General features: G+C 71.8%; 11 protein-coding genes and 1 pseudogene. 10 read left to right on the top strand and 2 right to left on the bottom strand.

All coding sequences use genetic code 11. The features are described from left to right. Nucleotides 1–29: 29 nt before the first annotated feature. Nucleotides 30–434 (bottom strand): pyridoxamine 5'-phosphate oxidase family protein, encoded by a 405-nt coding sequence (locus ACWD01_RS20760; protein ID WP_451163869.1) that lies wholly within the window; start codon nt 432–434, stop codon nt 30–32. A 163-nt stretch (nt 435–597) separates the two neighbouring features. Here ACWD01_RS20760 and clpB point away from each other — a divergent pair, with 163 nt between their 5' ends. Beyond that, nucleotides 598–3,189: an ATP-dependent chaperone ClpB gene (clpB, locus tag ACWD01_RS20755; RefSeq protein ID WP_451163867.1), complete on the top strand. Its 2,592-nt coding sequence runs from the start codon at nt 598–600 to the stop codon at nt 3,187–3,189. A 153-nt stretch (nt 3,190–3,342) separates the two neighbouring features. Then, complete coding sequence (locus ACWD01_RS20750) at nt 3,343–3,879, top strand: YbjN domain-containing protein (RefSeq protein ID WP_451163865.1); 537 nt, start codon at nt 3,343–3,345, stop codon at nt 3,877–3,879. A gap of 216 nt (nt 3,880–4,095) precedes the next feature. On the opposite strand, the gene ACWD01_RS20745 is transcribed toward ACWD01_RS20750, so the two are convergent. Continuing rightward, the gene (locus tag ACWD01_RS20745; protein WP_451163863.1) at nt 4,096–5,298 is read right to left on the bottom strand and encodes a pyridoxal phosphate-dependent aminotransferase; all 1,203 of its coding nucleotides are present in this window, start codon (nt 5,296–5,298) and stop codon (nt 4,096–4,098) included. A gap of 766 nt (nt 5,299–6,064) precedes the next feature. On the opposite strand from ACWD01_RS20745, the gene ACWD01_RS20740 reads away from it, so the two are divergent. The 8 genes and pseudogenes from ACWD01_RS20740 (at nt 6,065) to ACWD01_RS20705 (ending at nt 14,223) form a co-directional block, all read left to right on the top strand. Continuing rightward, nucleotides 6,065–6,685, top strand: a complete 621-nt coding sequence (locus tag ACWD01_RS20740; protein ID WP_451163861.1) for a DUF2617 family protein — start codon at nt 6,065–6,067, stop codon at nt 6,683–6,685. 36 nt (nt 6,686–6,721) lie between these two features. Next, the gene (locus tag ACWD01_RS20735; RefSeq protein ID WP_451163859.1) at nt 6,722–8,317 is read left to right on the top strand and encodes a polyamine aminopropyltransferase; all 1,596 of its coding nucleotides are present in this window, start codon (nt 6,722–6,724) and stop codon (nt 8,315–8,317) included. Nucleotides 8,318–8,417: 100 nt separating this feature from the next. Continuing rightward, nucleotides 8,418–9,455, top strand: a complete 1,038-nt coding sequence (locus ACWD01_RS20730; protein WP_451163857.1) for a CoxG family protein — start codon at nt 8,418–8,420, stop codon at nt 9,453–9,455. Between the two features lie 19 nt (nt 9,456–9,474). Further along, nucleotides 9,475–10,272 carry an aldose epimerase family protein gene (locus ACWD01_RS20725; RefSeq protein ID WP_451163855.1) on the top strand — a complete coding sequence of 266 codons (798 nt, stop codon included), beginning with the start codon at nt 9,475–9,477 and terminating at the stop codon, nt 10,270–10,272. 199 nt (nt 10,273–10,471) lie between these two features. Further along, nucleotides 10,472–11,011, top strand: coding sequence for an orotate phosphoribosyltransferase (gene pyrE / locus ACWD01_RS20720; protein WP_356899387.1), 540 nt, complete (start codon nt 10,472–10,474; stop codon nt 11,009–11,011). Between the two features lie 188 nt (nt 11,012–11,199). Then, nucleotides 11,200–12,222, top strand: a complete 1,023-nt coding sequence (fbaA, locus tag ACWD01_RS20715; protein WP_451163853.1) for a class II fructose-bisphosphate aldolase — start codon at nt 11,200–11,202, stop codon at nt 12,220–12,222. Between the two features lie 46 nt (nt 12,223–12,268). Next, a pseudogene (locus tag ACWD01_RS20710) lies at nt 12,269–12,672 on the top strand (aminotransferase class I/II-fold pyridoxal phosphate-dependent enzyme); the annotation flags it as partial. Nucleotides 12,673–12,705: 33 nt separating this feature from the next. Further along, the gene (locus tag ACWD01_RS20705; protein WP_451163927.1) at nt 12,706–14,223 is read left to right on the top strand and encodes an MFS transporter; all 1,518 of its coding nucleotides are present in this window, start codon (nt 12,706–12,708) and stop codon (nt 14,221–14,223) included. Nucleotides 14,224–14,231 lie beyond the last annotated feature (8 nt).

Below are 14,231 nucleotides of genomic sequence, written 5' to 3'. Positions count from 1 at the left end.
CCCGGAACACTTCTCCGGGCGCCGGCCGTTTATGCCCGGCCCATCGCTCGCGTGAGCGCGATCTCGATGACGACCCGGTCCGGATTGGGCGTCGGTGTGCGCCCGTACCGCTCCGCGTAACGGCCCACCGCGTCCGCCACGGCCTTCGCCTCCGTGCGGACCGTCGCGACGCCCTCGAGCGTCGCCCAGCGGCCCTTGTCCACCTGGCAGACCGCCACCCGTGCACCCTCCGGGCCGGCGGCCAGGATGTTGGCGACCTTGCGGCTGTGCTTGTTGGTGATCACCCGGGCCGCGCCGCCCGCCGGATCGTAGGTGACCCCCACCGCGACGACGTGCGGAGTGCCGTCCGGGCGCAGGGTCGTCAGGGTGCACATATGGCGGTCTCGCCAGAAGCTGAGGTAGGACGCGTCGGGGTTGCGTGGGTCGATGGCCATGAGGCGGAACCTACCCGGGCGGCCGTGGGCCCTGTCCTCCAGCACCCTGAGTGGAATAGACTCAACTTTGTGCAGGTTGACTGAGTCAGCATTGACGGCCAGTCGTTGACGACCAGTACGTACGGCACGGAAGAAGTGCATCAGCGAGGAGGAGAGACCGGACGTGGACGCCGAGCTGACCAACAAGAGCCGGGACGCGCTCAACGCCGCGACCAGCCGGGCCGTGTCCGACGGGCACCCCGACCTGACCCCGGCACATCTGCTCCTCGCCCTCCTCGAGGGCCAGGACAACGAGAACATCACCGACCTGCTGGCCGCCGTCGAGGCGGACCAGGCCGCCGTGCGGTCCGGGGCCGAGCGCGTCCTCGCGTCGCTGCCCAGCGTCACCGGCTCCACGGTCGCCCCGCCGCAGCCCAACCGTGAGCTGCTCGCCGTCGTCTCCGACGCCTCGCAGCGCGCCAAGGAGCTCGGGGACGACTACATCTCCACCGAGCATCTGCTCATCGGGATCGCGGCGAAGGGCGGCGCCGCCGGCCAGGTGCTGGACCAGCAGGGCGCCGGTGCGAAGAAACTGCTGGACGCGTTCGAGAAAGTCAGGGGAGGGCGCCGGGTGACCACACCCGACCCGGAGGGTCAGTACAAGGCGCTGGAGAAGTTCGGCACGGACCTCACCGCCGCCGCCCGCGAGGGCAGGCTCGACCCGGTCATCGGCCGGGACCAGGAGATCCGCCGCGTCGTGCAGGTGCTGTCGCGGCGCACGAAGAACAACCCGGTGCTCATCGGCGAGCCCGGCGTCGGCAAGACCGCCGTCGTCGAGGGCCTCGCCCAGCGCATCGTCAAGGGCGACGTCCCCGAGTCGCTGCGCAACAAGCGGCTGGTCTCGCTCGACCTCGGCGCGATGGTCGCGGGCGCCAAGTACCGCGGCGAGTTCGAGGAGCGGCTGAAGACCGTGCTGTCCGAGATCAAGGGCAGCGACGGGCAGATCATCACCTTCATCGACGAGCTGCACACCGTCGTCGGCGCCGGCGCGGGCGGCGACTCCGCCATGGACGCGGGCAACATGCTCAAGCCGATGCTGGCCCGCGGCGAACTGCGGATGGTCGGCGCCACGACGCTCGACGAGTACCGCGAGCGGATCGAGAAGGACCCGGCCCTCGAGCGCCGCTTCCAGCAGGTGATGGTCGCGGAGCCGACCGTCGAGGACACCATCGCGATCCTGCGCGGCCTCAAGGGACGTTACGAGGCGCACCACAAGGTGCAGATCAACGACAGCGCGCTCGTCGCCGCCGCCACCCTCTCCGACCGGTACATCACCTCCCGCTTCCTGCCCGACAAGGCCATCGACCTCGTCGACGAGTCCGCGTCCCGGCTGCGCATGGAGATCGACTCCTCGCCCGTCGAGATCGACGAGCTGCAGCGCGCCGTCGACCGGCTGCGGATGGAGGAGCTGGCGCTCAAGAACGAGTCGGACCCCGCCTCCAAGGAGCGCCTGGAGAAGCTGCGCCGCGACCTCGCCGACAAGGAGGAGGAGCTGCGCGGCCTCACCGCCCGCTGGGAGAAGGAGAAGCAGGGCCTCAACCGCCTCGGTGAGCTGAAGGAACGCCTCGACGACCTGCGCGGCCAGGCCGAACGGGCCCAGCGCGACGGCGACTTCGACACCGCCTCCAAGCTGCTGTACGGGGAGATCCCCGGCCTGGAGCGGGAGCTGGAGGAGGCCGCGCAGGCCGAGGCCGAGCAGGAGGCGTCGAAGGACACCATGGTCAAGGAGGAGGTCGGCCCCGACGACATCGCCGACGTCGTCGGCTCCTGGACCGGCATCCCGGCCGGGCGCCTCCTCGAGGGCGAGACGCAGAAACTGCTGCGCATGGAGCAGGAGCTCGGCCGGCGGCTGATCGGGCAGACCGAGGCCGTGCAGGCCGTATCCGACGCCGTACGCAGGACCCGGGCGGGGATCGCCGACCCGGACCGGCCCACCGGCTCATTCCTCTTCCTCGGCCCGACCGGCGTCGGCAAGACTGAGCTGGCGAAGGCGCTGGCGGACTTCCTCTTCGACGACGAACGGGCGATGGTCCGCATCGACATGTCGGAGTACGGCGAGAAGCACAGCGTCGCCCGCCTCGTCGGCGCGCCTCCCGGCTACGTCGGCTACGAGGAGGGCGGCCAGCTCACCGAGGCCGTGCGGCGCCGTCCGTACAGCGTGGTGCTGCTGGACGAGGTGGAGAAGGCCCACCCCGAGGTCTTCGACATCCTGCTCCAGGTCCTCGACGACGGCCGGCTCACCGACGGCCAGGGCCGGACGGTGGACTTCCGCAATACCATCCTGATCCTGACGTCCAACCTCGGCAGCCAGTACCTCGTGGAGCCGCTGACCGGCGAGGAGGAGAAGAAGCAGCAGGTCCTCGAGGTCGTGCGAGCCTCCTTCAAGCCTGAGTTCCTGAACCGGCTCGACGACCTGGTGGTCTTCTCCGCCCTGTCCAAGGACGAGCTGGCGCACATCGCGGAGCTGCAGATCGGCCGGCTGGCCCGGCGGATGGCGGACCGCCGGCTGACGCTGGACGTCACACCGGAGGCGCTCGCCTGGCTCGCCGACGAGGGCAACGACCCGGCGTACGGCGCGCGCCCGCTGCGCCGGCTGATCCAGACGGCGATCGGCGACCGCCTCGCCAAGGAGATCCTGGCGGGCGAGGTCAAGGACGGCGACACCGTACGGGTGGACCGTTTCGAGGACGGGCTGATCGTCGGCGCGGCGCAGTAGCGGGGCGCGCGGCCGGGGCGCCCCGGCCGCAGACCGTTCAGACCATTCGTGCCGGGATCTTGTCAGCCCGCAGCGGATCGCGGGCGGCGGGGCTTGCCACCCCCCGCCGGGGATGGGAGAGGATGGCGGCATCCGTACGAAGGGAAATACACGGTGACCATCGACCCGTCCTCGATTCCGAATTTCGGGGGCCAGCCCAAGCCTCAGGCCGCAGGACCGGCGGGCCCCGTCGTTCCCGACCAGGATCTCGTCAAGCAGCTCCTCGACCAGATGGAGCTGAAGTACGTCGTCGACGACGAGGGTGACCTCGCCGCGCCGTGGGAGGACTTCCGCACGTACTTCATGTTCCGCGGCGAGGACGAGCAGCAGGTGTTCTCGGTGCGGACGTTCTACGACCGTCCGCACGCGGTCACGGAGAAGGCCAAGATCCTCGACGCGATCGACGACTGGAACCGCCGCACGCTGTGGCCGAAGGTCTACACGCACCTGCACGAGGAGGAGGGTGCGGAGCTTCCGACGATCCGGCTCATCGGCGAGGCCCAAATGCTGATCGGCACGGGTGTGAGCCTTGAGCACTTCGTGTCGTCCACGGTCAGCTGGGTGCGCGCGTCGATCGAGTTCGACAAGTGGCTCGCGGAGCAGTTCGGCCTGGCCGTCCAGGAGGAGGAGAAGCCCGCCGACGACGCCTGACGTGTCGGCCCGGCTCCACGGCCCGGCCGGCCCCCGATCCTCATGATCGCGGGCCGGCCGGGCCGCTTCGTCTCCCGGGCCGCGCGCGGATCTCCTTGTCGTGGACGGCGATCCGTCCCAGGACTTCCAGGCCCTGAGGGCCGCCGCCCCCACCTCCCGGAGAGAGCGGCAGGGCGCGGCTGAAGACCGGCCCGCGCAGGCACGGACGCCGTGAGGTCAGGACGTCATGCGCCGCAGCCGGCTGGCCGCCTCCTGGAGGACGTCGTCCCTCTTGCAGAACGCGAAGCGGACCTGGCTGCGTCCGGCGTCGGGGTCGTCGTAGAAGACGGAGTTGGGGATCGCGACGACGCCGCAGCGTTCGGGGAGGGCGCGGCAGAAGGCGTGGGCGTCCTTCTCGCCGAAGGGGGTGATGTCGGTGGTGATGAAGTACGTGCCCTGGGGCCGGTAGACCTCGAACCCGGCTGCCCGCAGGCCGTCGCCGAGCAGGTCGCGCTTGCGGTGGAGGTCGGCGCGGAAGCTGTCGTAGTACGCGTCCGGCAGGCGGAGCGCCTCTGCGACGGCGTACTGGAAGGGGCCCGCGCTGACGTACGTCAGGAACTGCTTGGCCGTCCGGACGGCGGAGACGAGCGGGCCGTTCGCCGTCACCCAGCCGACCTTCCATCCGGTGAAGGAGAACGTCTTGCCGGCCGACGAGATGGTGACCGTGCGCTCGCGCATTCCGGGCAGGGCCGCGATGGGGCGGTGAACGCCCTCGTACACCAGGTGCTCGTACACCTCGTCGGTGACGACGAGCAGGTCGTGTTCGACGGCGAGTGCGGCGATGGCGCTCTGCTCTTCGGCGGTGAGGACCATCCCGGTCGGGTTGTGCGGGGTGTTGAGGAGAAGGAGGCGGGTCCGCGGGGTGATTCTGGCGCGCAGCTCATCGATGTCCGGGCGGAAGGACGGCGCTCGCAGCGTGAGCGGGACGCGCTTGGCGCCGGCCATGGCGATGCACGCGGCGTAGGAGTCGTAGAAGGGCTCGAAGGCGATGACCTCGTCGCCCGGCTCCAGAAGGGCCAGCATGGCGGCGGCGATGGCCTCGGTGGCGCCGGCGGTGACCAGGACCTCGGTGTCGGGGTCGAAGGAGAGGTCGTAGAAGCGCTGCTGGTGGGCGGAGATCGCGGTGCGCAGCTCCGGCACGCCGGGGCCGGGCGGGTACTGGTTGCCGCGCCCGTCCCGCAGCGCCCGTACGGCCGCTTCCCTGACCTCCTCGGGGCCGTCGGTGTCGGGGAAGCCCTGGCCGAGGTTGATCGAGCCGGTGCGCAGGGCCAGCGCCGACATCTCGGCGAAGATCGTGGTGCCGAACTCCGTCAGTCTGCGGTTGAGCAGCGGTCGTGGGCCCTCGTCGCGTGCCGTCCAGTCCGTCGTCATGGCGGCCATCCTGCGCGGAACCTCTGGAGTTGCTCAAGTCTGCTTTGGCTCCGCGCGCCCGGGGGCATCCCTCTGCCACGCGGACAGCTGATCCTGTCATCACAGGAAGCGGTCACGCGGCGTCGTGGGGGTCTGCCTCCCGGAGCCTTCGGCCTGGGCGGCGCTCCCGTCGGGGGAACGAGGAGGACGTGGCAATGACGGCTGTTTTCGTGATGGTGCTCGTACTGGTCGGCGTGGTCTTCGCGGTGTCGATGTCCGGGCGCGGCAATCCGCGCCGCCGCCGCGGGGGGTCCGGCGGCAGCTGGTGGGCCGGGGGCGGTGACTCGGGCGGATCATCGTGCGGGGGTTCGTCGTCCTGCGGCGGTGGCGGTGGCGGTGGCGGTGGCGGTGGCGGTGGCGGGTGCGGCGGAGGCAGCTGACACGGGCGGCCGACCCGGTGAATGCGTCCGGCGGACGGAGGCTGACGGCCCAACGTCCGCCGGGTGCGGGACCATTGGGGGATTGACCGGTCGGGGTGTTGACTTCGGGCTCCCGCACTCCGTTGAACAGTTGAACCGCACTGCCCCCGAGGGGATGGAAACCACGTCAAGTTGGGTAAAAACGCTGTGGGCGTTGCCCAGTTCGTGATTTTCTCGCTGTCGGAACCTGTTGGATTCATTCAGCCCATCGGACCTCACGTGGACCGGAGCAGGCCACCCCCCACATGCCGGCGTTCCCTGCTCGGAGCGTCCTGGTCCACGCGTCCACCCCGCCGAAGCGCGTTTGCGGAGCCGACATGCTCACGACCATCGATACCGCCTATACCGACACCCGCGCCGACGACCTCGCCTGGGCCCTGGGGCGGGAACCACTGCCCGCCCTGGCCGTCCTCGACCTCGAACTCTCGGGAGCGCACGTACAGTTGCGCCTCCTCGGCGCGTCCCATCAGGTGCTGCTCGAGGAGGAGCGGGGCACGTGTTCGGAGACCGTCGCCTGCATCCCGGGCAGCAGCACCCCTCTGCCACTGGGCGTCGCCAAGCGGCTCGGTGCATGGGAGTACGAGTTCGCCGCACGCGTCGAGACGCTCTCGCAGCGCTCGTTCGCGGGCCGGGCCCAGGAACTGCTGGCCCTGGTGGCCGATCACCCGCACGGTCTCGCCGGTACGTTCCCCGGTTCCCCCCACGCGTTCACCGCGATGGTGGCGCAGAGCGACGAGGGCCAGGTCCGCTGGCGCACCTGGCACGCCTACCCGCAGGAGGGCCGGCTCGTGGTCACTCGTACGCGTGTCGGTGTCATGCCCCAGGCGGTGCAGGGTGCGCAGTCCCGGCGCCGTCCCGGAGCAGTCCCGGCGCCCTCCCGAGCGAAGTCCGAAGCGTCATCCGGAGTCTTCCGCACCGTAGTTGACGCGTGTGGGTGACCATGGGTGCGCGATCGGTGACGTAGCGTTTCCCGGGTGATCGACCGGCCGCAGACCTCGCCGCTGCCCCAGGGCACGGGGCTGCCCGTGCGCCCCGAGGCCGGCCGTCGGCTGGTGCTGGCGGCCGTCTTCGTCTGCGCCGCCTGCGGCCTGGTCTACGAGCTCGAACTCGTCGCGCTCGCCACGTACTTGATCGGCGACTCGGTCACCCAGGCGTCCGTCGTCCTGTCGCTGATGGTCTTCGCGATGGGTGTCGGATCGCTCCTCGCCAAGCGGCTGCGCTGCCGTGCGGCCGTCGGCTTCGGGCTGCTGGAAGCGGCACTGGCCCTGGTCGGCGGCCTGTCGGCCATGGTGCTCTACGCGTCGTTCGCCTGGATCGGCGGCTCCAGCGCCGCCCTGGTCTGCTTCAGCCTGACCATCGGGGTGCTGATCGGCGCGGAGATACCGCTGCTGATGTCGCTGATCCAGCGCGTCTCACGCCGGGACGCGGAAGCCACGGTCGCCGACCTGTTCGCCGCCGACTACGTGGGGGCGCTCGTCGGCGGACTGGCCTTCCCCTTCCTGCTGCTGCCGTGGCTCGGCGAGCTCACGGGAGCGCTGGTGACCGGCGCGGTCAACACCGTGGCCGGCGGCGCGGTGGTGCTGTGGCTGTTCCGCGGCGAACTCACACCGCGCTGGCGGACCCGGCTGCTCATGGTCAACGCGCTGGTGCTGGCCCTGCTGGCGGGTGCCACGGCGATGGTCGACGACTTCGAGGCGGCCGCGCGCCGGGCGGTCTACGGGCCGGAGGTACGGGTCGCGGTGCGCACCGGCGTCCAGGAGGTCGTGCTCACCGGAGGACCGTCCCGGCCACCGGACCTCTTCCTGGACGGACGGCTGAAGGTCCGCGGCCACGACGAGCACCGCTACCACGAGGCCCTCGTCCACCCCGCCATGAACGGGCCGCACGAACGCGTCCTCATCCTCGGTGGCGGCGACGGGCTGGCGGCCCGCGAGGTGCTGCGCTACGCGGACGTCGGTGCCCTGACCGTCGTCGAACTCGACCCCGGGGTGATCAGACTGGCGCGAAGCGACCCGGGACTCACCGCGATGAACGACCACGTCTACGACGATCACCGGGTGCGGGTCGTCACGGCAGACTCCTTCACCTGGCTGCGCGAGCACCGCAACGCCCCGTACGACGTGATCGTCTCCGACCTGCCCGACCCGGGCGTCACCGCGAGCACCAAGCTCTACTCCCTGGAGTTCTACGGGCTCGCCCGGCGCGCCCTCGCGGACGGCGGGCGGCTCGTGGTCCACGCCGGGCCGACCACCCGGCCCCGTACGTACTGGACGGTCGACGCGACCCTGCGCGCCGCCGGGTTCGGCACGGCGGCGTACCGGGTGCGAGGTGCGGAGGAGGGTGCGGCAAGTGGTCCGGAACGGTTCAGGGCCACCGCCGTCGCCTCCACCGACTGGGGGATGCTGCTCGCGGCCGAGGGCCGCGCCCCGCGGCTCGGGCTGGGGCGGGACACGCCGCCGCTGCGCTCGGAGACCCAGGACACGCTCGCCCAGGACGCGGCCGCCGCCGTGGAGACCCGGCTGCCGGGCCTGGTGCCGTCGACGCTCGTCCACCCGCGCTACGCGTCGTGACGGCGCCCCGGAGCGGGGGAGGGGCGCGGGACGCACCGCATGCGCCGGGCGCGCGCCGTAAGGCAGACGCGGCGGGCCGTGCTGAGTAGGCTCGGCTCCCATGGAGCATGAGGTGTTCGTTCCGGTACCGGCTGAGACCCTCCGACAGGCGCTGAGGGACCCCGCCCGGGTCGCCCGCTGCGTTCCCGGGCTCCAGCGCGACGCGGACGAGTCGGCGGGCCCCCTCGCCGGACGGCTCAAGATCAGAGTCGCCGGGCACACCATCACCTACCGCGGCGCCCTGCACCTCACCGAGCAGGGCGACGAGCGGGGCGGCGCCTTCGCGGTCGAGGGCGAAGGGGCGGAGGCCCGCGGCAGCGGCTCGGTGAAGCTGACGCTGACGATCCGCCCGGCGCCGACCGACGGCGGTACGACGCTGACGTTCACCGGCTCCGCGCACGCGGAGGGCCGGCTGGCCGAGCTCGCGGTCGGCGCGAAGACGTCGGCCGCGCACCGGCTGCTCGACCGTTTCGCGGAGGCGCTGGCCGCGGCCGCGTTCGAGGAGCCACGGCCCGTCCGGGGTAGGGCGGGCGCGAAGGAAGCGGGCCCGGCCGTCGCCGCGGCCGACGGCACGCCGGACGACGGGACCGACGGCCCGGACGACGCGGACGACCAGGCGAAGCCCACCCCGCCGGCCGCGGACGACGCGTCCGAGGCCGACACGGCCACCCCCGCCGACGCGTCCGAGGCCGACGCCGACAAGGAGACCGACGGCGACGAAGGAACCGACAGCGGGTCCGTCTTCGAGACGCCCGTGCCGCTGCCCTCGCTCGGGCCCGACGCCGACGACCAGTTCGACGACCTGGACGACGACATCGACGGTGTGGACGCGGTCGACGACATCGACGGCATCGAGGAGCTCGACGACCTCTCCGGCCTGCCCGGCGCCGTGCCCGCCGAGGCGGCCCACGCGCGGCGCACCATGATCGGCCGCAGCGCCGAGGAGGTCGACCACGCCCCGCCGCGCGGACGTTACGCGCCGACGCCCGCGCCCGAAGCCGGCTCCGCCGGTGCGACGCTGCGGTGGCTGGCGCCGGCGGCGGCGCTCGCGCTCGCGTCGGCGGTCGTGGTCGGCAGGGCGCTGCGCCGCCGCAAGTGACACGCCGTAATGTCGGGGTGTGAGTAGCGAAAAGAGCATCCGGCTGGCCGCCGGTGACGTCGAGTTGACCGTGGAACCTACGATCGGCTGCCGCATCGGGAGCCTGCGCGTCGGCGGCACCGAGCTGCTGCGCCAGGGCGAGCGGTACGGCTCGTTCCCCATGGTGCCGTGGTGCGGGCGCACGCGGGACGGTGAGTTCAGCAACGGCGGTGTGCACCATCGGCTGCCGCTCAACGCGCCGCCGCACGCCATCCACGGGACCGGCCGGGACGCGGTCTGGCGGACCGCGCGGGAGACCGGCGGCGAGGCCGCCTTCTACTACGACCTGGCCGACCCGTGGCCGTACACCGGGCGCGTCACGCAGACGTTCGAGCTTATCGACGACTCCCTCACCATCCGGATGGGCGTGGAGACGTACGGGACGTCGTTCCCCGCGCAGGCCGGCTGGCATCCCTGGTTCCTGCGCAACCTCGGGGCCGGCGGTGAGGACGTGCGGATCGACTTCACGCCCGAGTGGCAGGAGGAGCGCGGGGAGGACCATCTGCCGACCGGCAAGCGCATCACGCCGCTGCCGGGCCCGTGGGACGACTGCTTCGGTATGCCGGACGGGGTCGATGTGACCCTGACCTGGCCGGGCGAGCTGGAGCTGGCGGTCAAGAGCCCGGCGGAGTGGGTCGTGGTCTACGACGAGCAGCCGGAGGCGGTGTGTGTGGAGCCGCAGTCGGGCCCGCCGAACGGTCTCAACACCGATCCGCGGCTCGTCACCCCGATCGAGCCGCTGGAGATCACGACCACCTGGAGCTGGCGGCGGCTGTGAGTCCCGGCGTCCCGCGGCGGCTTTAACGACCTCACCCGCGATAGAGAGTGGATCAGCGAGCGGCGTCCTGCGGCTTCGAATCCAAGGCGGAGGAGGGAGTGATGGCGGAGCCATCGCGACTGACGACAACGCCGGAGGCGGAGTCGCAGGGCGTCGGGAGCCCGCTGGCTGTCGCGGGTGAGGTCGTAAGCTCTTGGGCATGACTGACGTGCGTGCTGAGCTGCTTCAGCAGATCAAGGACAAGGCCGTGGTGCACGGCAAGGTGACCCTCTCCTCGGGCATCGAGGCCGACTGGTACATCGACCTGCGCCGGATCACGCTGGACGGCGAGGCCGCGCCGATGGTCGGTCAGGTGATGCTCGACGCCACCGCCGACCTCGACTACGACTGCGTGGGCGGTCTGACGCTGGGCGCCGACCCGGTGGCGACGTCGATGCTGCACGCCTCGGCCGCGCGCGGTAAGCGGCTCGACGCGTATGTCGTCCGCAAGGCCGGCAAGGCGCACGGGATGCAGCGGCGGATCGAGGGCACGGACGTCAAGGGCCGGCGCTGCCTCGTCGTCGAGGACGTGTCGACCACCGGCGGTTCGCCGCTGACCGCCGTCGAGGCGGTCAGGGAGGCCGGTGGCGAGGTCGTCGCCGTCGCCGTCATCGTGGAGCGCGGCGCCGCCCCCAAGATCGCGGAGGCGGGTCTTCCCTACGTCAATGCGTACTCGCTCGACGAGCTCGGCCTCGCATGATCAAGGGCTGACCTGCATCGACCCGAAGGGGCGCGCTGTTTCACGTGAAACAGCGCGCCCCTTCGGGTTGCGCGCACGGCAGGCATGGTGGACCCGGGCCGGGAGTCTGGAAAGATGGGCCGCGACGATGACGTCGCCCAAGGTCAGGGCCAAGCAACACATACCCGCACATCACAAGGAGCGGACACATGCCCATCGCGACTCCCGAGGTCTACAACGAGATGCTCGACCGGGCGAAGGCAGGCAAGTTTGCCTACCCCGCCATCAACGTGACCTCGTCCCAGACCCTGCACGCGGCACTGCGTGGCTTCGCGGAGGCCGAGAGCGACGGCATCATCCAGATTTCCACCGGCGGTGCCGAGTTCCTGGGTGGCCAGCACAACAAGGACATGGTCACCGGCGCTGTCGCCCTGGCCGAGTTCGCGCACATCGTCGCGGCCAAGTACGACATCACCGTCGCGCTGCACACCGACCACTGCCCGAAGGACAAGCTGGACGGCTATGTACGTCCGCTGCTCGACGTCTCCGCCGAGCGCGTGAAGGCCGGCCGCAACCCGCTGTTCCAGTCCCACATGTGGGACGGTTCGGCCGAGACCCTCGCCGACAACCTGGCCATCGGCCAGGAGCTGCTGGCGCAGGCCGCCGCCGCTAAGATCATCCTCGAGGTCGAGATCACCCCGACCGGTGGCGAGGAGGACGGCGTCACCCACGAGATCAACGACGAGCTGTACACCACCGTCGACGACGCGCTCCGCACCGCGGAGGCCCTCGGCCTCGGCGAGAAGGGCCGCTACCTGCTGGCCGCCTCCTTCGGCAACGTGCACGGCGTCTACAAGCCGGGCAACGTCGTGCTCCGCCCCGAGCTGCTCAAGGACCTGCAGGCCGGTGTCGCCGCCAAGTACGGCAAGGCCGACCCGTTCGACTTCGTCTTCCACGGCGGCTCGGGCTCGACCGCCGAGGAGATCGCCACCGCGCTGGAGAACGGCGTCGTGAAGATGAATCTCGACACCGACACCCAGTACGCCTTCACCCGCCCCGTCGCGGACCACATGTTCAAGAACTACGACGGCGTCCTGAAGGTCGACGGCGAGGTCGGCTCCAAGAAGACCTACGACCCGCGCACCTGGGGCAAGGCGGCCGAGGCCGGCATGGCCACCCGTGTCGCCGAGGCCTGCGCGGCCCTGCGTTCCACCGGCACCAGGATCAAGTAGGCACTGCCGTCACCGCAGGCCCGGCACCCTTCGCGGGGCGCCGGGCCTGCGGTGTGTCCGCTCCGGGGAGGGGCCGGCCTCTCCGGCCGTGCTGTCGCTGACCGCCCACATCGCCGCGTACCGCGAGGGCGGGCCGTGGCTGGACGCGCTCAACACCTATGTGGCGGGCAGTCTGCGGATGCTCGCCGACCGGCTCGGCGCGGCGTTCCCGCAGCTCGGCTGGCGGCCGCCGCAGGCCGGCTGTCTCGCCTGGATCGACCTGCGGCCGCTCGGCGTGGGCTCACGCGTCGACGACGCCGCCCTCCAGCGGGAGCTGGTCGAACGGGAGAAGGTCGCGATCATGCCGGGCACGACCTACGGCTGCGAGGGCTTCGTCCGGCTGAACGTGGCTACCCCCGCAGCAGGGCGGAACGCGGCGCCGACGCCCTGATCGGGGCCCTGCGCCGACTCGTCCGACCCGCCCACGGCTGGGATGATCCCGGTATGGACACCGGCCCGGGGAACATCAGGCTGTCGTCGGCCACCGGCCGCTGGGTGGTGCTGACGACCGTCCTCGGCTCGGGCATGGCCATGCTCGACTCGACCGTCGTCAACGTCGCGCTGCCCCGCATCGGCGAGGACCTCGACGCCGACCTGGCCGTCCTCCAGTGGACCGTCAACGCGTACATGCTGACGCTGGCGGCGCTGATCCTGCTCGGCGGGGCGCTCGGCGACCGCTACGGGCGCCGCCGGATCTTCGTCCTCGGCGTGGTCTGGTTCGCCGTCGGCTCCCTGCTGTGCGGGATCGCGCCGAACGGCGGCGTACTCGTCGCGGCCCGCGCCCTCCAGGGCATCGGCGGCGCGCTCCTCACCCCCGGGTCGCTGGCGCTGATCCAGGCGAGCTTCCACCCGGACGACCGCTCCCGCGCGGTGGGCCTGTGGTCCGGGCTCGGGGGCGTCGGCGCGGCGGTCGGACCGTTCGTCGGCGGCTGGCTGGTCGACGGGCCCGGCTGGCGGTGGGTCTTCCTGCTCAATGTGCCGCTCGCCCTGCTGTGCGTGCCCGTGGCGCTGCGGCACGTACCGGAGTCCCGCGACCCCCGGGCCACCGGCCGCTTCGACGTGCTGGGCGCGCTGCTGTGCGCCGTGGCGCTGGGCCTGGTGACGTACGCGCTGATCGCCGCGACCGTGTGGGCCGGGCTCCTGGGCGTGGTGACGGCGGTGGCCTTCGTCCTGCGCGAACGGCGGACGCCCGAACCGATGCTGCCCCTGTCGATCTTCGCGTCACGCCGGTTCACCGCCGTGAACGTGGTGACGCTCTGCGTGTACGCCGCGTTCGGCGGGTTCTTCTTCCTGATCGTCCTCCAGCTCCAGGTCGTGGCCGACTACTCGGCCCTCGCCGCCGGCACCGCGCTGCTGCCCACCACCGTGCTGATGCTGCTGCTGTCCGCGCGCGCCGGAGCGCTGGGCGACCGGATCGGCCCGCGCATCCCGCTCACCGTCGGGCCGCTGCTCTGCGCGGCCGGGATGATGCTGGCGCTGAGGATCGGCGAGGACTCCTCGTACGTCGCCGACGTGCTGCCCGCGCTGACGGTCATGGGCCTCGGCATGGTCACGCTCGTCGCGCCGCTCACCGCGACCGTGCTGGCGTCCGTGGAGACCGGCCGGGCGGGCATCGCCAGCGGCATCAACAACGCGGCGGCGCGTGCGGCCGGTCTGCTCGCGGTGGCCGCGCTGCCCCTGCTGGCGGGCATGGGGCCGGAGTCGTACCGCTCGGCGGCGGAGTTCGGTGAGACGTTCCGGCGGGCGATCCCGATGTGCGCGGGGGTGCTGGTGGCCGGTGCGCTGATCGCCTGGCGGACGGTGCGGGTGCCGTCGGCGGAGGCCGAGTTCTGCCACCCCGAGTGCAAGGTCAACTGCGGTGTCGCCGCGCCGCCGCTGGAACCGCCGGGCTCCGGGGCCGCGGGCCGGCCGGACGCCCGGGAACGTGGGCCCGGCGGCCCCGCGGCGCCGCCCGACCTGTGAGACTGGGG

The organism is Streptomyces sp. NPDC002835, from assembly GCF_053591995.1.
The sequence above is the reverse complement of the archived record's forward strand: the minus strand, read 5'-3'. Positions and strand labels throughout refer to the sequence as shown.